The sequence below is a fragment of the Algoriphagus sp. A40 genome, from assembly GCF_002002735.1.
Taxonomy (GTDB): domain Bacteria; phylum Bacteroidota; class Bacteroidia; order Cytophagales; family Cyclobacteriaceae; genus Algoriphagus.
On record NZ_MUNY01000036.1, the window covers coordinates 51,304 to 70,870 of the forward strand.

General features: G+C 47.0%; 14 protein-coding genes. 8 read left to right on the plus strand and 6 right to left on the minus strand.

The features are described from left to right. The first annotated feature begins 20 nt into the window (after window positions 1-20). Window positions 21-800, plus strand: coding sequence for a hypothetical protein (locus tag B0E43_RS25125; RefSeq protein WP_077346732.1), 780 nt, complete (start codon window positions 21-23; stop codon window positions 798-800). A gap of 221 nt (window positions 801-1,021) precedes the next feature. Next, window positions 1,022-2,080, plus strand: coding sequence for an endonuclease/exonuclease/phosphatase family protein (locus B0E43_RS25130; protein WP_077346733.1), 1,059 nt, complete (start codon window positions 1,022-1,024; stop codon window positions 2,078-2,080). Between the two features lie 13 nt (window positions 2,081-2,093). Here the strand turns inward: B0E43_RS25130 and B0E43_RS25135 are convergent, their stop codons facing one another. The 4 genes from B0E43_RS25135 to B0E43_RS25150 are packed head-to-tail and all read right to left on the minus strand — an operon-like array spanning window position 2,094 to window position 5,051. Further along, complete coding sequence (locus B0E43_RS25135) at window positions 2,094-3,080, minus strand: MlaD family protein (RefSeq protein WP_077346734.1); 987 nt, start codon at window positions 3,078-3,080, stop codon at window positions 2,094-2,096. After that, entirely contained in the window at window positions 3,077-3,835 is a 759-nt protein-coding gene (locus tag B0E43_RS25140) for an ABC transporter ATP-binding protein (protein WP_077346735.1), read from the minus strand. Before B0E43_RS25140 ends, B0E43_RS25135 begins: the two co-directional genes overlap by 4 nt. A gap of 3 nt (window positions 3,836-3,838) precedes the next feature. Then, complete coding sequence (locus B0E43_RS25145; protein ID WP_077346736.1) at window positions 3,839-4,636, minus strand: ABC transporter permease; 798 nt, start codon at window positions 4,634-4,636, stop codon at window positions 3,839-3,841. Window positions 4,637-4,694: 58 nt separating this feature from the next. Further along, on the minus strand, window positions 4,695-5,051 hold the full coding sequence (locus B0E43_RS25150; protein ID WP_077346737.1) for a response regulator: 357 nt from the start codon (window positions 5,049-5,051) through the stop codon (window positions 4,695-4,697). 395 nt (window positions 5,052-5,446) lie between these two features. Here B0E43_RS25150 and B0E43_RS25155 point away from each other — a divergent pair, with 395 nt between their 5' ends. Beyond that, a complete protein-coding gene (locus tag B0E43_RS25155) occupies window positions 5,447-6,817 on the plus strand; it encodes a TIGR00341 family protein (protein WP_077346738.1) in 1,371 nt (456 codons plus the stop codon). Between the two features lie 28 nt (window positions 6,818-6,845). Continuing rightward, window positions 6,846-7,298 (plus strand): YciI family protein, encoded by a 453-nt coding sequence (locus tag B0E43_RS25160; protein WP_077346739.1) that lies wholly within the window; start codon window positions 6,846-6,848, stop codon window positions 7,296-7,298. 148 nt (window positions 7,299-7,446) lie between these two features. Here B0E43_RS25160 and B0E43_RS25165 read toward each other — a convergent pair whose 3' ends face one another. Together B0E43_RS25165 and B0E43_RS25170 are read right to left on the minus strand one after the other, a co-directional pair. After that, window positions 7,447-10,287 carry a PD-(D/E)XK nuclease family protein gene (locus B0E43_RS25165; RefSeq protein WP_077346740.1) on the minus strand — a complete coding sequence of 947 codons (2,841 nt, stop codon included), beginning with the start codon at window positions 10,285-10,287 and terminating at the stop codon, window positions 7,447-7,449. Then, window positions 10,284-13,529: an exodeoxyribonuclease V subunit beta gene (locus B0E43_RS25170; protein WP_077346857.1), complete on the minus strand. Its 3,246-nt coding sequence runs from the start codon at window positions 13,527-13,529 to the stop codon at window positions 10,284-10,286. The genes B0E43_RS25165 and B0E43_RS25170 overlap by 4 nt, the downstream gene beginning before the upstream one ends. Before the next feature lie 175 nt (window positions 13,530-13,704). Here B0E43_RS25170 and B0E43_RS25175 point away from each other — a divergent pair, with 175 nt between their 5' ends. The 4 genes from B0E43_RS25175 (at window position 13,705) to B0E43_RS25190 (ending at window position 19,517) form a co-directional block, all read left to right on the plus strand. Continuing rightward, window positions 13,705-15,864, plus strand: a complete 2,160-nt coding sequence (locus tag B0E43_RS25175; protein ID WP_077346741.1) for an alpha-glucuronidase family glycosyl hydrolase — start codon at window positions 13,705-13,707, stop codon at window positions 15,862-15,864. Between the two features lie 122 nt (window positions 15,865-15,986). Continuing rightward, window positions 15,987-18,101 (plus strand): beta-L-arabinofuranosidase domain-containing protein, encoded by a 2,115-nt coding sequence (locus tag B0E43_RS25180; RefSeq protein WP_077346742.1) that lies wholly within the window; start codon window positions 15,987-15,989, stop codon window positions 18,099-18,101. Between the two features lie 90 nt (window positions 18,102-18,191). Then, a complete protein-coding gene (locus B0E43_RS25185) occupies window positions 18,192-18,683 on the plus strand; it encodes a VOC family protein (RefSeq protein WP_077346743.1) in 492 nt (163 codons plus the stop codon). Between the two features lie 60 nt (window positions 18,684-18,743). Next, window positions 18,744-19,517, plus strand: a complete 774-nt coding sequence (locus B0E43_RS25190) for a hypothetical protein (RefSeq protein WP_077346744.1) — start codon at window positions 18,744-18,746, stop codon at window positions 19,515-19,517. Window positions 19,518-19,567: the final 50 nt, after the last annotated feature.

Genomic DNA, 19,567 nt, shown 5'->3' on the forward strand with positions numbered 1-19,567 from the left:
AAATTGTAAGAACACTCCTCATGCATCGAATCCTTGTTTCACTGATTTTTGCCTTTTCCTTCATTGATTCTTTTTCTCAGAAAAATCCGGCAAAGACTACTCCAATTCCGCTCAACAAGCACTATTTCGAGATCGGTGCCGAAGACTCAGCCGACCATGTCTATAACAAGCTGGTGTCTTATTCCCAAGATTCGACGAAGTTGGAGCGCATTTTCGCCCTTAACAACAAGGTCTCGAGAATCATCAGAACCTCTCCCAAGAAAGAAGACTTTCACGAAATGATCATCGAACAATACGACTCCTACGGGAATCTCTTGTGGAAGGAAACCATCAATCAGGCAAATACAAAGTTCTTGAGAACTTACTTTTTTGATGGGCAGCAGGTAGCCCAAGTCTTGCACAATGGCAACCGGCAATACAGTATTCAGCGGTCGGGTGATGCTGAACCCAGGGAACTTTGGTACGATGATTTTTTTCCTAAAAATGTCCGGGTCAAAAAAGGTGAAGGACTTTTTTCCGGTTTGGGTTTTTCACTAGAAGGAAACGAATGGCCAGAAAAACAAACTTTGATTTATTACGGAATTTATGTCAATGAAAAAGGCGAAGCTGAAACCGTCGAATGGGTAAATCCGATGAGTTCTGAAGCAAAATTCGCTATCCCCTATCTAAAAACATTGGAACAATGGGCAGATAAATTTGATCCTGCAAAGGATGCCTTTGGCAATCCTGTTGGACAATGGCTATACCTGCATTTTCACATTGGTGGACCTAGGAGAGTGGACAAAATCATTTTTAATTAGGCCAATAAGCTGAAAAACTGATTTGAGGTTCTTTGCCTCAATTTTGAAATGGTTCGGTAAAAGCCTTGCCCAAAAGAGATTGAGCCTTTGTCTAAATCATTTCGCCTTGATATTTCAATCCCAAACTATTTCAGCTTCAATAGGATTCCAGATGCAATACCCAATTCCTTGCATTCCGATAATATCCCGATATTTTAGAGCTGCCATTGTGATCCCTCTGAATGCTCCCACTCAAACTACTCACGCTATTTTTTATCCTCGCTACCTTCCTGCCGCTGATCAAACTTGACCACTGGTGGATCAGAATATTTGACTATCCCCGGTTTCAAAAACTCGTGGTTTTGTCGGTTCTGCTTGTTTTTTGGCTCATTTTAGGAAGAGATGATACTTGGTTTGTCGCCTGGTTAGGAAGCATTTTGGTGAGTTTGATTTACCTCGGATATTTAATTAAACCCTATTCAATTTTTGGGAAAAAGATGATTGACCGAGTTCGCTATGATCCAAATAAAGGGATTCATCTAATTGTTGGAAATGTTTATCAGTTTAACCGGAAGTTTGAAAAAGCGCTCCGCCTCATCCGAAAAAAAGATCCTGACCTGGTCTTTTTGGTGGAAACCGATCAAGCATGGGCAAATGGGCTGGAACCTCTAAACAAATCCTATCCACACCGGATTTTGGTTCCCCTTGAAAATACCTACGGATTGGTTCTCTACTCAAAATTCCCAATTCTGAGACAGGAAATTCAATACCTTATCGACAAAGAAATTCCCTCACTGGAAATCGATCTAAAATTAAGAAATGGGCGAATCATCACTGTTTATGCTATTCACCCCACTCCGCCTGTTCCTGGAGAGAACATGAGTAGCACTGACCGTGATGCTGAAATTTTGATTGTAGCACAAAAATCAAAAGCCAATCCCTTGCCTTCTCTTGTGATCGGCGACCTCAATGATGTAGCCTGGAGCCATACGACATCACTTTTTCTAAAAATCTCCGAAATGGCTGATCCACGCCGGGGGAGAGGATTTTTCAGCACCTTTCATGCAAACATACCCTTTTTCAGATGGCCTTTGGATCATGTGTTTTTAAGTAAGGATTTTGGGCTTTCCCGAATCAGAGTGTTGCCTGGTTTCGGATCAGACCATTTCCCAATTGAATTGATGGCCATACTTACCAGAGAGGATACAACCGATACGGAAACAGCGTCAAACGAAGAGGAAATTGAGGCGAGGGCAAAAATCATCAAAGGCCATTCTAACCAAAAAGCCGATCAGAACTGACCGGCTTTCAAATTTAATTACCTTCTCCTGCTGCTTTGGCATCGGCTTTTGCTTTTCGCTTAAAACCTTTTTTGAACGGCCAGGTATATTCCAACGCTTCCATTCCTTTGTTCAGATTGTAAGTAGCTGAGTCTGTATTTTCCAAAGTACTTCTCAGAGATTCTGCAAATGCTGAATCATTGAGCAGCATTCCCATTGAATTTTCTGTCGAATTAAGCTTGTCAGTGAGAGCCTTGAGTTCGTTGGTCAACTGTTCGGCATTTGCAGCTGTGGAATTTAGGCTTTCCATGCTTGATTTGAGGTCTTTCAAAATAGTAGTGTCTGTCACCAAGTCATTGAACAGATACCCTTTTTGATTCAGTTTTGCAGTAAAGGTATTCAGGTCATTGATCGTCCGGTTGGAGTTCACGGAAGCACGGTCGAGGTTTACCAAAATTGATTTAAAATTTTCAGCCAAAGTAGAATCAGTCATCACAGCACCCACAATACCTTTTCCGGCTGCAATCTTTCCGGTTAGTTCCTTGAGATTCGCGGTGATTTCGACCAGGTTTTCATTGTTCACCTGAAGGGTCTCCATCATTTCGTCGGTATCCAAAGGCATAACCGCTTCCAGTCTGTCTCCGTCTTCAACTGCCGGAACTTCGGTGCTTCCTCCATAGATGACGATGATTTTATTTCCGATCAGACCATCCGAGCTGATGGTTGCCTTGGAATCCTTTCGGATGTAGCTGACCACCGCTTCCTCTACATTCATTTCCACTTCAACCTGTGAGTCTCCGTAGAAATTGATCTTTTTCACTGTTCCGATCTTGACACCCGAAAACCAGATGTTATTTCCCGTCTGAAGACCTCCGATGTCATCAAACACCGCCTTGAGTTGGATAGCCTTGACAAATTTCTTCTGTTGGCCGCCCAGTGTCAAAACACCAGCAACCAGGATCGCGATTCCGACAAAGACAAAAATGCCTACTATGACGGATCTTTTATTTTCACCTCTCATGAGTTTATAAAATTATAATCGTAAAATGATTTGATGCGCTCATCTGTTGCATTTGGAAAAACCTCGTCAAAGGTCCCGATTGCATTGAATTGCCCGTCGAGCAAAACGGCCATCCGGTCACCGGTCTGCTTGGCGCAGGCCAGATCATGGGTAATCACAATGGAAGAAGTCTTGTAACGCTCTCTGACTTCCAAAATCAGGTTGTTGATATCCCCGCAGGTAATCGGATCCAATCCGGCTGTGGGTTCATCATAAAGCATGATTTCAGGATTGAGTATCAAAGTTCTGGCTACTCCGATCCGTTTCTTTTGACCTCCGGACAATTCGGAAGGCATCTGATTAATCGTCTGGGGCAAACCCACACTGTCCAAAAGCTCCTCGATCCGTCTGTTGATTTCTTTTCTTGTCAGGTTCTTTTCATTCCTTACCAAGGGAAATTCCATATTTTCCCGTACAGTCATACTGTCATATAAGGCTGAGTTTTGAAATGAAAAACCGATCTTCAAACGCAGTGCGTTGAGTTCCTTTTTTCTGAGGTTTATGACTTCCTGCCCAAAAACCTGAAGCTTGCCAGAGTCTTGGCGAAGGAGCCCTACCATGATTTTGATCAGGACGGATTTTCCGGAACCGGATTTACCCAATACCACGAGGTTCTCTTCCCGAAACAAGTCCAGATCAACACCTTTTAATACATCCAGATCCCCAAAGGATTTTACCAGGTTCCGAATTTCAACTACTTTTTCCCGTTGGTTCATAGCTTACATCCCCCTGATTGCATTGACAAGTTGCAGCACAAGCAATTCCTCGATAAATATGAGAAACATGGCCATCACCACTGCAGCGTTGGCAGCCCGGCCCACCCCTTCGGTACCTTTCGAAGAATTATATCCTTTGTAACATCCTACAATGCCAATTGTAAACCCAAACAAAATCGATTTGAAGAGCGACGAGGTCACGTCCAGAAAAGTGATCGCTTCAAAAACCTGGACGAAAAAGGTGGACATACTCACCATTTCATTTTTGTTGACACTCAGAAATGAACCCATCAAAGCAACAAAGTCAGTGTACATTACCAGCAGGGGAATCATCAAAGTCGTAGCCAAAACGCGTGACACAACCAGAAACTTAAAGGGATTGGTCGCGGAGACTTCCATTGCATCAATCTGCTCGGTCACCTTCATGGAGCCAATCTCTGCCCCGATGCTGGATCCAACTTTCCCAGCTGCAATAAGCGCAGTCACCAATGGTCCCATTGCCCTAACCACGGCGATGGAAATCAAGGATGGCAGCCAAGACGCCGCCCCAAATTCACTGAGTGAAGGACGGGACTGATTGGTAAATACGATCCCAACGATGAAGCCCGTCAATGAAATCAAGGGCAGGGATTCAACACCGATCCGGTAGCACTGGTGAATGACCTCTTTGAATTCATAAGGCGGCATAAATACCTCCTGAAAGAAGCGTCTGACAAAATTCCAGGCATCCGCCAGTCCGGTAAAAAACTTGTCTATTTTTTTCGAAAGCAGGGGCTTTCGGTCATCTGCTTCTACAGCCATAAATTTTATCCGAAGTCCGAAAATAAGTAAAATAATCTAAAGGCACCTTCAATGGGGGCTAAGCTCCCAGGATTTGAATCAGGTCAAATTCTGAAATCGGTTTCTCAAAATAACCGGAAATCCTTGGATCAGCTTCTGCACGCTTTCGGTCCTCAGAGACTATTGATCCCGTCAGGAAATAAATCTTACCCTGAAAGTCAACCTTGCCAAGTTCATCTACAAATTCCCAACCATCTATAACACCAAGATTCAAGTCTGTCAATATCATATCCACCTTGTTTGCACTCAAGTAATTCAAAGCATCGCCAGGCCGCTCAAAAGATACCAGGTTTGATTTGCCTGTTATCAAATTCACTCTTTTTCGAAGTAGCAAATGTTGGACCTTATCGTCATCCAAAACCAAAATACTTCTCATGGAAATTCAATCATTTAGTGGAAGTTTCGTCAGAAAAAAAAATTATCCGTCCGGCAATATTCAAATAAACGATGGAAAAGTGATAACAGGATTTGATAAAGAGCATCTTTTTATTCAAGTTAACTTTTGAATGAAAATTTGAAGGAATAATGACCAAGTCTATTTTTAGACTAGGCTAAATTATTTAGAATCGCCATATTTAGTCCAGTCGAAATAGGATTTATGAAATTTAAAATCAGCACTTTACGATCTATTATCTCAATCTATAATATCAATTTAATTCGGAGAAAAAACCCGATACATTCACTGAGGACGAGTGTTGATCAATAGCCATTCCAGGCAAAGTTTGATTCCCTATTTTCAAAAATTCCTTCTTTTTATTGTTTCTTTAGAATATGGAAAATGAGCAGGTACCTCTCAAAAAAAGAAGCCGGATAGTTCGGGCACTGCTATATCTCAGGGACAGGTTTGATCTGGAAGAGGGGAAAGAAGACGAGCTGGAGACGATCGATTACATCAGCAAAAACGTCGAATTCAAGGGCGCAAATCTTTGGATTTTGATCTTTGCAATTTTCGTTGCCTCCATCGGTCTGAATGTCAACTCCACCGCGGTGATCATCGGAGCCATGTTAATTTCCCCATTAATGGGCCCCATTATGGGGATTGGTCTCGCAGCAGGAATCAACGATTTTGAACTGCTCAAAAGGTCTTTCCGAAACCTCGGAGTTGCCGTATTTATTGCCATCCTTACCTCCACGGTTTACTTCTATATCACTCCTATTCATGATGCCCAATCCGAACTTTTAGCAAGAACCGAACCTACAGTTTGGGACGTGTTGATTGCTTTGTTCGGCGGATTAGCTGGGATCATTGCAGGTTCCCGTAAAGAAAAAAGCAACGCAATTCCCGGTGTGGCGATCGCTACGGCTTTGATGCCCCCGCTTTGTACGGCCGGCTATGGACTTGCCACTGGCAACCTTTACTATTTCATAGGGGCCTTCTACCTATTCTTTATCAATTCGGTTTTCATCAGCCTATCGACTTACCTGATTGTACGGTTTATGAAGTATCCCAAAAAGCACTTTTTAGACCAAAAGCGAGAAAAGCGGGTTCAGACTTACATTACCATTGTCACACTGGTGACGATTATTCCCAGCATCTGGTTGGCCTACGGGATTGTGAAAAAATCATTTTGGGAAGAGCAGGCTCGTAGGTTTATCAATGTGGAATTTCAGTTTTCCAGGACTCAGGTTTTGGGAACAGAGTTCAACTATTTGCCCGAAAGAACCATTGAAGTCCGGCTAATAGGCGAAACGATCTCGGACGAGGAAAAAGCTCAACTGCAAAGAAAACTCCTCGCCTTTGGTTTGGAGAACACTTCGCTTGAAATCACCCAAAATGGTTCCGAAACTGACCTGAATATCCTTCGAAACGATATTCTAAAGGATTTGTATGAAAGGAATGAGGCATTGATAGAGGACAAAGACCAGAAGATCGAACTTTTGGAAAGAGAAATATCCCAGGATGCAGCCATTCGCAGCCTGAGTTTTGAAGTGGCCAATGAAGCAAGAATCAACCATCCGAATTTGAAAAAGTTCAGCATGGGCAGGTCAATTTTTACCGATTTGGAAAAGAACGAGGTGGACACTTTATTGGCCGCTTATGCCTCTTTTCGGCCAAAAGCAGGAATAGCTGAGGTTAATAAATTAAGGGAATGGCTTAAAATTCGGACTAAGGCCGATACGGTTGCACTGATTTTGGATTAACTTGAATCTCCCATTCTCCCCTTTTGCTATGAAAAAGCTGCCCCTAACCCTTGCTTTACTCTTTTCCGGAATTGTCCTTTCCCTTGCTCAAACTGCCTATGACGAAACTCTGGCCAAAAAACTCGGGGCTGATGACTATGGGATGAAAAAATACGTGATGGCTTTCCTGATTCGTGGCGACAGCGTAAGTAAATACACCCCTGAACAGCGTCAGGAAATCCAAGCCGGACACATGGCCAACATCGGGAAAATGGCCGAAATGGGCAAACTGATTGTGGCGGGTCCATTTTATGGACAAGACGACTTGAGAGGGATTTACATTTTTGATGTCCAAACCCTGGAAGAAGCCAAAACCCTGACCGAAACGGATCCTGCGATCAAAGCCGGAGTGCTCAAAATGGATCTGAAAGAATGGTACGGTTCCGCTGCCCTGATGATGCTGCCAGAGATTCATCCTAAGATCACTAAGACTAGCTTTTAGAGATCAGTCGTAGTTTGTCAGGCTGAGCACCTGACCAACGAGAGTTGGGAAGTCGAAGCCAGTGGTCAGTTTGCAGTCGCAGTGTGTCAGACTGATTACTAAAATATCTTTCCATTCTGCCTACTGCAAACTGAGACTACCAACTGGTTCACCTCCCACAGATCTCCTTATACGCGCAATAGGTACATTTTTCCACCTTTTCCGTCTGGTCAAATGGCTGCTTAGGATCAAAGATTTCACTCAGCAAGCCACTCAACCCTCCCTCAAATTCCTCAGCCAATTCCCTGTAATCGTTGATCTCCACACCATCCAACTGAAGAAAAGGATTGAATTTGGGATTGTAGATTTCTTTGATGTTGAAGATCCCTGGCTTGAGGGGAAGTCGGTTTCCAGGATGCTTCGTTTGGTAGAAGTATGCATAGAGCATCGTTTGCATCGCCGCTTTGTTTCGTCCGGTATCATCCCGATCAAATAAGGAAGCAACGGATTTAACCTTCTTGGTGTCCTTCCCTGTCTTATAATCGATCAACCGCACCACGCCATCTTTCCTGTCCAATCGGTCAATCACCCCACCAAGCGCAACCTCTACCCTGCCGTCTGCAGTCTCTACCCAGATCCCCGAGGGATAGTCTTCCTCCGTACCGATGACTTCAAAATCACCATTCTTCTGATCGTAGTCCAAGATCGCTCCGAGATATTTGATGAAGATGGCCCGCGCAATCTCCAGTTGTCCGGACAGCTCCAGCGCTTCATCGTCTTCGTTTCGGTTGTAAAAAGCCCGAATCGCCGCATCCACCGCCGCTGGAATCTGCGGCTTCAAGCGCTCAATCTCGTGGTTGTCAATCGCCCGGGCTGTTCTTCCCTCGGCCACTTTATACAAGTTTTCCACCGCACTGTGCAGGATGGTACCAAAGGTCGACGGATCAATCCCGGTGACGCCTTCTTCCTTTTCCTTCAATCCAGCCAGATACCGGAAATAAAACCGCAACCTGCAGTCCAGATACATATTGATCGCAGAGGCGGAAAACGACTTCAAGAAAGCTGTCGGATCAGAAGTCTTCACATAAGCCCGCAATGCATCCATCACCTCGGGAGTCTTCTGGATCGTGATCTCCTCAGCTGGCGTCAAATCCACGGGCACCATTGCCACTTGTGGAGCTGCAATGCCCAATTCTGCCTGCATTTGTTGGATAAAACGACTCATCTCTCCCGCTTTCCCCTGATCAGAGGAAGTGGTATAGATCAGGTGAACCTCCTCCGCCCGATGTAGCAGGCGGTAAAATGTGTAGGCGTAGATCGCGTCATTTTGCTCCTGCACAGGTAGCCTGAAGGCCCTGCGCAGGTTAAACGGGATCATCGAGTTAATTCCGCCGCCGGGAGGGAAACTCCCCTCGTTCACATCGCAGACGATCACACGTCGAAAATCCAAATTCCTTGACTCCAGCACGCCCATGAGTTGCAATCCCTGAAGGGGTTCTCCCTCGAAAGGCAACTTAAGTTCCCTGAAAATCTGTCTGAAAAGCTTTAGCACAAAGTCCATCCTGAGACTCCCCGACCTATTGGCCTTAAAGACTTCCTGAATCCTGTTGAGTTGCTTGAAGGCTTGAAAGAGGTAACTGCGCTGGATTTCGTCATCTTTAAATTCCTGCGCGAGATGCCGGATCAAGGTGCCCAAATAATCGAAAATATCTTCCGGATTGACTTTTCTGAACACCAATTCGAATATCGTCTGAGGCCGGATCAACATCGCTTGAGGAACTTCGAGGAGGTTGTTTTCCCGAATTTTCTCCAAGACAGCTGACACATGCGCTGGATCGGCAGCTTTCAGATAGGGGAAAGAAAGCAGATCCGTCACCGGCTTGTGGTAAAAGCTCGTGACGTCATTTTTCACCTTGACAAATCGCTGCAAGTCAAGCACAGCATCCAGAAACGCATAAATCGGTGCGTTTCGGATCGGATAACCCATCGTCACGTTGAGCTTCTCGATCTGCGGAGGAAGAGTGTGTAGGACGGGAAAGAGCAGCTGCTCATCGGGCAGGATGATCACAGTCTCCTCCAGTCGTTCGTCCGGGCCGAGCTCCTCCAAGAGCTTCCCGACCAGATTGGATTGGTTGGTCTTCAGCGGGATAGAATACGTCTGAATTCTGGCGGATTTCTGGCGGATCTCGTCCGGGATTTCCTCCGGAAAAGTCTTCCCCAGCACGGCGTCCTTCTGATAATCCCTGAAAAACAAGCCAGCCTCCTGCAAGGTATCCTCCAGATAAAAGGCATCTACATCCCAAAATACCTCCGCATCAAACTCTTTCACAAAGTGCTTGATCAGCTTCTCTTCTGCCAAAGTGAAGGCATTGAACCCGACGAACACGTAGTGCTTCTCGGGACTTGGGATTTGCTTCAAGTTCTCGGCCACCTGCCGGTAGAGCTGTCCCGAATAGGCCAGTCCGACGGTTTTTAGCCGGTGTTGAAAGTCCCCGTACAAGCGGCCCAGGATCTGCCAGAAACGTAAAAACTTCTCTTTTTCCACCTCATTTTGCCGGGCAAAAGCCAGCCAAAACTGAGAGATCAGCGCTTTTTGATCTTCGGTCAAAAAACTCAAATCGGACTCAAACTCCTTGATCTCCGCGAGGTTCTGATAGACCGTTTTTGCGGGAGCTAGAAACTGGTCGAGGTCATTGAAGTCTTTCAGGATTAACTCACCCCAAACATAAAACCGGTCAAAATCCTCCGGCTCTTCCTGCACCTGCCGATAGAGTTCATACAGCTCAAAGATCAGCGTCAGTTCATCCGCAGGCGTATTTCCGGCCAGGCCGTAGAAGACCTGCTCGATCGTCCTTACCTCCGGCATCCAGACCGGCTCAGCGATCAGCTCGCCGAGGTAGCGGGTAAAAAACAGCCCGGCCCGTCGGTTGGGCAGGACGATGACCAAGTCTTTGAGATCGCGTCCCGACTCCAAAAGCTGCTTTGCTGTATCTTTCAAAAAGGGGATCATACTTCCAATATTTGGGTGGGTTCGAGATAGCAGAGATAGCCTTTGACCGGCTTTTGGCTGAGTCTGGCGACTAATTCCATGTATTCTTTCACTTGGGCGAGGTGCGAAGCGTATTTTTCTCCCGTCTTGAAATCCACCACAATAGCCTCATGAGCGCCGATCAGGATTCGGTCGGGACGTTTCTGGCTTCCTCCCGGCAGTAAGATGCCCTGCTCAGCAAGCGACTGCAAGCTCGGATCAAACCATCGGACAAACTCCGGTAACACAAACAGTGCGTTCAGCTGCTCTCCCACTGCCGCTGCCGTTTCGGCATCAAGCCGTCCCTCAAAGGTGTATTGCTGGAGCAAAAGCTCGGCGTCCCTCTTGTTTTGTGAAGCGGCCAACAACTCGTGGACGATCACGCCAAGCTTGCGCTGCGAACGAGCCTGAAGTCCCGATTCCGAAAAATCCCAAGCAATTTTCTTGGTCTTCAGTTTGGATCTCCAGTTTTGTGATTCCCAGCGGAGAAGCGGTTCATGCTTCGGTCTTCGTTCTTTCAGTAGAGGAATGGTCCCCCAGTTTCCGGCCTCGTAAATCACATTTTCACCGTCCCAGCTTTGATTTTCTCCCAACTCAGCCACATGAAAACCGGTGGAAAAAAGTGAGTAAAGCAAATTGCCGGTTGTGTTCAGATTGATTTCACCTTTCTGGTTTTGTGAAAAATCCGAAAAACCCCAAATCACTTCTTCGGCACGCGTAAAAGCCACATACAGCATGTTCAGCGAATCCAGGTAAGCCAATCGGATCTCATCCTGATAGGCTGGCGCAAAAGCAGAATCCCGCAGCGCGGAGCCGTGGGTAAGCGGCATGACGGTATGAATGTCGGTTTCGGTCGAAAACGGCGACCAGATCACCGGTGCCTGAAGGCCGGAAGCGACGATCCGCCAGTCCAAGAACGGCATAAGGACTATCTTGTATTGCAGTCCTTTGGCCTTGTGAATGGTCAAGATCCGCATCGCGTCGTGATCCTCGGGGATCTTGACCGTGCGCTTGCTCTTGTTCAGCTCCCACCAATCCAGAAATCCGATCAGGTCGGCCCGGTTCTTTTTCACAAAATCAAAGACCGCCTCCTTGAATCCCGAGACGTAGGCGAGGTCACTTTGCTTGTTGACCATTCCCAAAAAGTTCAAGCATTCCTCCAGCAACTCCATCAGCGGAAGCTGTGTCAGGACGTCGAGTTGCTGGCGTAGTTCCAATTCTTTTGACCGGAGTTCATTGGGCAGTTTATCCTTGTGAAAGAGGTCATGACTCAATGGAATGTCGTGCAGCAGGGCGTAGTAAAACCAAACCGTCTTGAGCGAAACTTTGTCGGAAGGGTTGCTGAGAAAGGTCAGCATCGCAACCAGACACTTCACCGCGGCGGATTTGTCGAGGAAAAGCGACTCCTCCGACAGCACATCGAAGCGGTAATTCGAGTCCGGATTATCTCTCCCATAGGTCATCAACGCATCTGCAATCTCGGCTCCGTGGGCATTTTTTCGCACCAAAAAAGCAATGTCACGCAGCTGATAGCCCCGATCCTGAAGATCCATCACGAGTTGCGGAAGGCCCTTCAAAACCTTCGTATGAGAATCCTCTTCCTCCTCATCAGATTCCTCGGTGGATCGGGAGTTGGTCTTTTGGGTGAATTCCAAACGGATTTTCCCTTGAAACTCCAAACCCATCTTGCTCGAAGGAATCGATTGCTCCACTCCCCGGAAGGCCTCCACGAGCAGGTTTTCCGCATCGATTTGATACGAGGCATTCATCCCTGTCTGCATAAGTTCGGGCAGAGATTCAAACATCGAATTGTTAAACTGAATGATGCCGGGCAGGCTGCGAAAGTTGGTTGCAAGTGCCTTCTCCTCGATCAAGTCGGGATGAATCTGCTGCTGCACTTCCGCCAGCAAGAGCTCCAGCCGACCGCCGCGCCAGCGATAGATGGACTGCTTCACATCGCCCACGAGCAGGTTGGTATTGCCGGAAGCCAGGGAGTTTTCGAGCAATGGCTTGAAGCTCGACCATTGAAAATCGGAGGTATCCTGAAACTCGTCGATCAGGAAATTGCGGTATTGATTGCCGATTTTCTCATAGACAAAGGGCGCGTCATTGTCCTTGGTGATCTCCTTGAGGAAGTCGTTGACGTCGGAGATCAGCAGGATTCCCTCCTCATCCTTGAGCAATCGCAACTCCAGGATCAAGTCCCGAAAGACCCCAAAGGCATTGAGGTTCTTCTGTAGCGCATCAAGCGTGTTCCATTGGGTTACTTTTTCCGGCCAGGAAAAGAGGATCGTCGCCAGACCTGCCTGCGCCGCTGACTCAATGGCTGGACCGTTCCGGTCTCCTTTTTTATACCAGTTCGAAAATTCGGGAAGGTCTCTGAGCATGACGTCCGTCAGATTCGGAAAGGGACTTTGAGGATCGCCCTGCCGGGCAAAGCGCATCGCAAAACTCTTGCTCCCGCCTTTGAAATCCGTCCACTCCAATCCGAAATCAGCCCGAATCTGTTCCGACTTTTCCCGTAGCGCTTCCGCCTCGGCGATCAGCTTTCGCTTTTCTTCCCGCACGTATTTTCGAAACTCACCCAAGAAGCCTTCCTTGGCTACGCTCTCCTGAAATAACCCCCGAAAGGCCTTAAACCGCTCCTGAAAAATCTCTCTACCCAGGCCTTTGATTCCTCCGCGGATATCCCAGGATTTCTCATTTTCGATCTGCTCTTCGGCGTAGCCGATCAGCCAAGTTCGAAGGTTTCGGTCGATAGACACCTTCTCCACCACCCGGTCCACCAAGCGATCCAAGACCGCGTCGGTATCCATCTCCAAGTCGAACTTTGCCTGCAAGTCCATCTCCCGGGCAAACGATCGGATCACCCGTTGAAAGAAGGAATCGATTGTACTCACCGCAAAATACCCATACCCATGTAGGATATGAAGCAAGGTCTCCCGTGCTCGGCTTTGAAGCTGCGCGGGACTCAGGTCAAGCGCCTTCATGAGTTCGGTGTCCAAAAACTCCTTCGGTCTGATTTCTTTAGTCAGTCGCTCCAGCACGGTCAGGATTCTTTCCTTCATCTCCTGTGTTGCCTTGTTGGTGAAGGTCACCGCCAGGATCTGCTTGAACGCAGACCGGGGGCTTTGCAGCGCCAACTTGAGGTATTCCAGCGTCAGCGTGTAGGTTTTGCCGGAGCCCGCTGAGGATTTGTAAATGATGAAGGGTTTGTTTTCCATAGAAAAAAGCCAAGGCTCCAAGATAGGAAACCAGTCTGTTTTTTGGTTAGTGAAAAAGTAAGGTTGACGAATATTGTCGGAAAATCTACAGCTTGAGTTCAGATTTCAATGGTTAGATCAAGGGTTGGAAATCGGATGATTTTTGGTCAACTTGAAAATCCCAATCTGTAAATCCATGAAGAACCTGTTGATTATCGTGTTCAGTTTTTGCCTGTCTTTTTCAGGATTTGCTAAGGACGGCTATGAGCTTTGGTTGGATTACCGGCCCATAGAAAATGCCAGTTTGAAGTCAGAAGCGGATCGTCTTTTCTCAGGTTTTTACTTTTTCGGCGAAAGCCCAACTTATGAGGCAATCAGAAAAGAGCTGGAAATTTCCGGTCAGAAATTCCTCGGAAAGGATCCGGGTTTTTCTTCGGAAAGACTCTCCCAAACTCAGGTTTGGATGGGCACCCAGGAGGAACTTTCGCAAGTCTTAGGACTTGATCAGCAGATGCAAATCCGCGCACTCGGAGAGGATGGATACTGGAGAGGTCCCATCGATTTTCAGGGAAAAACTTACTACGCCATTATCGGTAACCGCCCAGTCGGAGTCCTCTATGGAGTCTTTGACTGGCTGAAAAGTATTCAAACCGAAACTTTCGATCCCAAGCTTGAAAAATCTGACAGTCCGAAAGTTAAACTCCGAATGCTCAACCATTGGGATAATCTCGACCGGACTGTAGAAAGAGGCTATGCAGGTTTCTCGATTTGGGATTGGCATAAGCTTCCGGGCTACATTGACCCCCGCTACATCGACTATGCCCGGGCAAATGCAAGCCTCGGAATCAATGCCGTTTCGCTGACCAATGTCAATGCAAACGCCCGGATTTTGACCACGGATTTTATGAAAAAAGCGAAAGTTCTGGCTGACATTTTTCGCCCGTATGGGATCAGGGTTTTCCTCACAGCCCGCTTCTCCGCTCCCATCGAAATCGGCAAACTCAAGACTGCTGACCCGCTCGATCCGGGAGTGATTGATTTCTGGAAAAAGAAGACGGATGAGATGTATTCCTTCATCCCTGACTTTGGTGGATTCTTGGTCAAAGCAAATTCCGAAGGTCAACCTGGCCCGCACGAATACCAGAGAAATCACGCCGAAGGTGCCAATCTTCTTGCCGATGCATTGGCTCCGCATGGTGGGATTTTGATCTGGAGGGCGTTCGTCTATTCCCACGAACTGGACGAAGACCGGCACAAGCACGCCAACCTGGAGTTCGAACCGCTTGACGGAAAATTCCGAGACAATGTGATCATTCAGGTCAAAAACGGAGCGATTGACTTTATGCCCCGAGAGCCTTTCCATCCGCTTTTCGGAGCAATGAAAAACACCAATCTAGGGATTGAATTTCAGATCACTCAGGAATACCTTGGCCAAGCCACGCAACTCGTTTTCCTCGCCCCAATGTGGGAGGAAGTTTTGCGCAGCAAAACCTACCGCCCCAACCCATCCTCCACGGTGGCAGGAATCATTGATGGAAGCGACTCCGGCCAAAAACTGACGCTAATGGCTGGCGTATCCAATATTGGCACGGACCGCAATTGGACCGGACATCCCATGGCTCAATCCAACTGGTATGCTTTCGGTCGACAAGCTTGGAACCCGGACCTGACTTCTGAGGAGATTGCAGCCGAATGGGTGAAAATGACCTTTGGTCAAAACCCAGGAGTCAACTCCAAAATCAATGAGATGCTACTTTCATCCCATGAGGCTGCGGTCAACTACATGATGCCGCTCGGGCTGCATCACATCATGGGTTGGGATCACCACTACGGCCCCGGGCCTTGGGTGACGGGTGGAAGACCTGATTGGACGGCGCTGTATTATCATCAAGCCGATAGTCTGGGAATCGGCTTTGACCGGACAGCAAGCGGAAGCAATGCACTTGGCCAATACGCCCCTGAACTCGCCAAAGAATGGTCAGATCCCAAGCTGATTCCCGAGCAATACCTGCTTTGGTTTCACCACCTCCCTTGGGATTTTGAGCTAAAATCCGGAAGAACGCTTTGGGATGAAATCGGGCTGCATTATGATGCTGGAGTAAAATCTGCCCGAAAAATGCAGGAAACCTGGTCAAGTTTGGAGTCAGAAATTGACCCCCAGCGATTTGATCATGTGAGACAGCTCCTTGCTATTCAGGTTTCAGAAGCCGAATGGTGGAGAAATTCCTGCTTACTCTACTTCCAGACTTTTGCAAAGCGACCTTTTCCTAAGGAAATTGAAAAACCCGAGGGCGATCTGGAGTATTTCAAGAGTTTGAGCTTCCCGACGGCTCCGGGAATTAGGCCGAGATGGTAAGTTAATTTACGATTTTTGATTTACGATTTACGAGGCTTTTTACTCAGAATAAGGCACATGTTACCCTTTAAACAATCACCCAAAAACCTGGAAGCTAGATGATTTACCATAAACTAGATTTAATGAAAAAATCCACTTTCCTAATCTGTGCTTTAGGACTTGTTTTTTCATGTTCTCCAAAAAAAATTGAGGAGACTAAACCAGTCGCCCACTACCTGACCAACCGTGCGCCATTGGTCTCCACTCCTTACCTGGAACTTCCATTGGGAAGTATCAAGCCGCAAGGTTGGCTGGAGGATCAACTCCAGCGCATGGCATCTGGTCTAACCGGACATCTGGACGAAGTTTATCCTGAGGTAGTGGGTCAGCGAAACGGCTGGTTGGGTGGTGACGGGGACGGCTGGGAGCGTGGCCCGTATTGGATCGACGGACTGGTTCCTTTGGCTTATATTCTCGATGATGAGGAATTAAAAGCCAAGGCAAAGCCCTGGATCGAATGGACACTGAACAATCAGGCCGTAAGCGGTTATTTGGGTCCTATTCCTTTTGAAACTGATCCAGAGCCGGAAAGGGGAATCCAAAAGGGTCCTCGGGAAGACTGGTGGCCAAAGATGGTCATGCTAAAAGTTCTCCAGCAATATTATCAGGCTACCGGCGACGAGCGGGTGATTACTGCCTTGACCAAGTATTTTCACTACCAGTTGAAAGAACTTCCCAGCAAGCCTTTGGATTACCTTTCCTTTTGGGCCAACCGTCGAGCCGGGGATAATTTGCTGGTTGTTTACTGGCTCTACAATATCACCGGGGATGAAAAACTGCTGGAACTGGGAGAATTGATTCAACAACAGACTTTCCCTTGGCAGACGGTTTATACCAATCCCGAAAACGAGCATCAATTCGAAAACACCCATTTCTATAATGAGATCAAGTCGTACCCTTTTGACTCGGCAGAAATCTCAAAAATCACTCTTTCAAAACTACCGGGCCTCCACACAGTCAATGTCGCCCAAGGATTGAAACAGCCCATTGTCTATTTCCAGAAAAGCGGCAACACCGACGCCATCGCTTCGGTGAAAAAAGCCCTTGACGACATTAAAAACTACCACGGACAGCCACAGGGCATGTATGGCGGCGATGAACCGCTCCACGGAAACAGCCCAGTTCAGGGAATTGAACTCTGCTCTATTGCCGAGGAGATGTACTCTCTGGAGACCATCCTCAAGATCTCCGGGGATATGGAGTTTGCAGATTTACTTGAAAAAATCACCTTTAACGCTCTCCCTACTCAAGCTTCGGACGATTACAATTCCCGCCAATATTTTCAGGCGGCCAATCAAGTGGAGCTGACCGACCAACTCGAAACTTCCTACGAAACCCAAAATCACGGAGGGACAGATTTCGTCTTTGGGACGCTTTCCGGCTATCCCTGCTGCACAACCAATATGCATCAAAGCTGGCCGAAATTCGTCCAAAACCTGTTTTATGCGACTCCAGATGGCGGTGTCGCTGCCTTGCTCTATGCCCCGAGCAGCGTGGAATTGACCGTGGGCCAAGGAGCCACTCTTAAGATCAAAGAGAGTACAGGGTTCCCTTTCCGGGAGACGGTACAGTTTGATCTGGAGCTTTCTGAAGAATCCACTTTCCCTTTCCACCTGAGAATCCCGGCTTGGGCCAAAGAGGCAGAAATCAAAGTCAACGGAGAAACGACTCAGGCTACCATCCAAAATCAGGTAGCAATTATCAACCGGACCTGGAAAAGCGGTGATCAAATCACCCTGATCCTTCCGATGGAATTGAAAACCTCCACCTGGTACAAAAATCTGGTTAGCATCGAGCGGGGACCATTGGTTTACAGTTTGAAGATCGAAGGGGAGGAAAAAGTTAAAGACCGTAACGACCGCTTCAAACCCTTTACCGAAGTGTATCCGACCTCGGAGTGGAACTTTGCTTTGGCATCAAATACCCTTTCTGACTTGGCCAATTCCATCGAATTGGTAGAAAACGAATGGGATGGCTCCTACCCCTGGAATCTGGAAAACGCACCGATCGAGCTCCGGCTTCAAGGAGTGCAGGTTCCCGAATGGAAACTGGTGAAAAGTGCTCCCCAACTGCCTGAAAATCTTCCATCAAAACTTTCTGCTACAGAATTGACCAAGCGTCAAAAACCGATTACACTGATTCCTTATGGTTGTACGACCTTAAGAATTACAGAATTTCCGGTGGTAGTCCTCGAATAATTTCAGGTAAGGGAATTTTTCTCTTGAAAGAATGGGTTAAAAGGAAAGTCGATTTTTGGCTTTTCTTTTAACCCTTCTTCTTTTGACTCCATGGATCTCTACACCATACCCGCGGCTACCCGAATTGGCCATGTCCATCTAAAGGTCACTGACCTCCAAAAATCTCTCGATTTCTATTGTGACCTTTTGGGGTTTGAGTTGGTGATGATGTACGGAAAAGACGCTGCCTTCATTTCAGCAGGTGGCTACCACCACCATATCGGACTGAATACCTGGCAAAGCAAAGGCGGTAAACCAGCTCCAAAAAACACCGCCGGGCTCTTTCATACTGCGATACTTTTTCCAACCAGAAGGGATTTGGCTGTGATTTTCAAAAGACTGATTGACGAGAAATATCCCCTGACCGGAGCAGCGGACCATGGGGTTTCGGAAGCGATCTATTTGGATGATCCGGATGAAAACGGGGTAGAATTGTATTGGGATCGTCCAAAGGAAGATTGGCCGAAGGATGAAAATGGTGAATTGACTATGTGGACCAGGCAACTCGATGCGCAGGGCTTGCTTGCAGAACTGAAAGGATAATTTTTTAACTTGAATCTGTTGCAGGGAGGGAGATTGGAGAAAACTTAAATTCTGTTCAACATGGCAAGAATTCACGCTTTCGAATGGGAGGATCAGTCTTGGTTTCCGGGTTTTCTGAGAAACTACATGACTGATTTTCTCCAGTTTTTGACAAACAAAACCAAGATGTTTGTCCCCATCATTCCTGAAATCACTTCTCTATTGGAAAAAACCGGAACCTCCAACCTAATCGACTTGGGTTCTGGAGGTGGAGGCGGGTTACTTTCTTTGAATGAAGAACTGATTAAGAAAAACCCAGATATAAAATTCGTGCTGACCGACCTCTATCCTAACTACAAGGCTTTTCAATTTACCCAAAGCAAAGCCCGTAATTTCGAAGCTGTCGCCGTTCCGGTGGATGCAAGAGATGTCCCCGAAGATCTAAGAGGAGTGCGAACCATGTTTCTGGCATTTCACCATTTCAAGCCGGACGATGCCATTCAGATTCTCCAAAATGCGGTAAACTCCAACCAGCCCATTTTGATCGTGGAAGGGCAGGAACGCTCGGTGCCCAGTTTTTTGGCTATGTTTTTTTCTCCTTTGACGGTTCTGTTTACCACACCATTCATCAGACCATTTTCTCTGGAAAGAATCATTTTCACCTACCCGATTCCATTGGTACCCCTTTTTACCTGGTGGGACGGAATGGTTTCATGTCTCCGAACTTACTCAGTTCCCGAAATGGAAGAGTTGATTTCAAAAGTCAAAGACCAGGAAAAATTTGAATGGAAAACCGGTAGGGTCAAATCCGGTCCGGGATATTTGCTTTTCTTAAGTGGTAGCCCAAAACGTTAAACAACGGTTTAGGCATTCTCTTTTTCCTAAGCGGTCAACTGTGGTAATAA

Coding starts and splice junctions, on each gene's coding strand:
- B0E43_RS25170 (WP_077346857.1), bottom strand. CDS start 13,529: ATGGAAAACAAACCCTTCATCATTTACAAATCCTCAGCGGGCTCCGGC.
- B0E43_RS25185 (WP_077346743.1), top strand. CDS start 18,192: ATGGATCTCTACACCATACCCGCGGCTACCCGAATTGGCCATGTCCAT.
- B0E43_RS25140 (WP_077346735.1), bottom strand. CDS start 3,835: ATGAACCAACGGGAAAAAGTAGTTGAAATTCGGAACCTGGTAAAATCC.
- B0E43_RS25180 (WP_077346742.1), top strand. CDS start 15,987: ATGAAAAAATCCACTTTCCTAATCTGTGCTTTAGGACTTGTTTTTTCA.
- B0E43_RS25125 (WP_077346732.1), top strand. CDS start 21: ATGCATCGAATCCTTGTTTCACTGATTTTTGCCTTTTCCTTCATTGAT.
- B0E43_RS25135 (WP_077346734.1), bottom strand. CDS start 3,080: ATGAGAGGTGAAAATAAAAGATCCGTCATAGTAGGCATTTTTGTCTTT.
- B0E43_RS25160 (WP_077346739.1), top strand. CDS start 6,846: ATGAAAAAGCTGCCCCTAACCCTTGCTTTACTCTTTTCCGGAATTGTC.
- B0E43_RS25130 (WP_077346733.1), top strand. CDS start 1,022: ATGCTCCCACTCAAACTACTCACGCTATTTTTTATCCTCGCTACCTTC.
- B0E43_RS25165 (WP_077346740.1), bottom strand. CDS start 10,287: ATGATCCCCTTTTTGAAAGATACAGCAAAGCAGCTTTTGGAGTCGGGA.
- B0E43_RS25190 (WP_077346744.1), top strand. CDS start 18,744: ATGGCAAGAATTCACGCTTTCGAATGGGAGGATCAGTCTTGGTTTCCG.
- B0E43_RS25145 (WP_077346736.1), bottom strand. CDS start 4,636: ATGGCTGTAGAAGCAGATGACCGAAAGCCCCTGCTTTCGAAAAAAATA.
- B0E43_RS25155 (WP_077346738.1), top strand. CDS start 5,447: ATGGAAAATGAGCAGGTACCTCTCAAAAAAAGAAGCCGGATAGTTCGG.
- B0E43_RS25150 (WP_077346737.1), bottom strand. CDS start 5,051: ATGAGAAGTATTTTGGTTTTGGATGACGATAAGGTCCAACATTTGCTA.
- B0E43_RS25175 (WP_077346741.1), top strand. CDS start 13,705: ATGAAGAACCTGTTGATTATCGTGTTCAGTTTTTGCCTGTCTTTTTCA.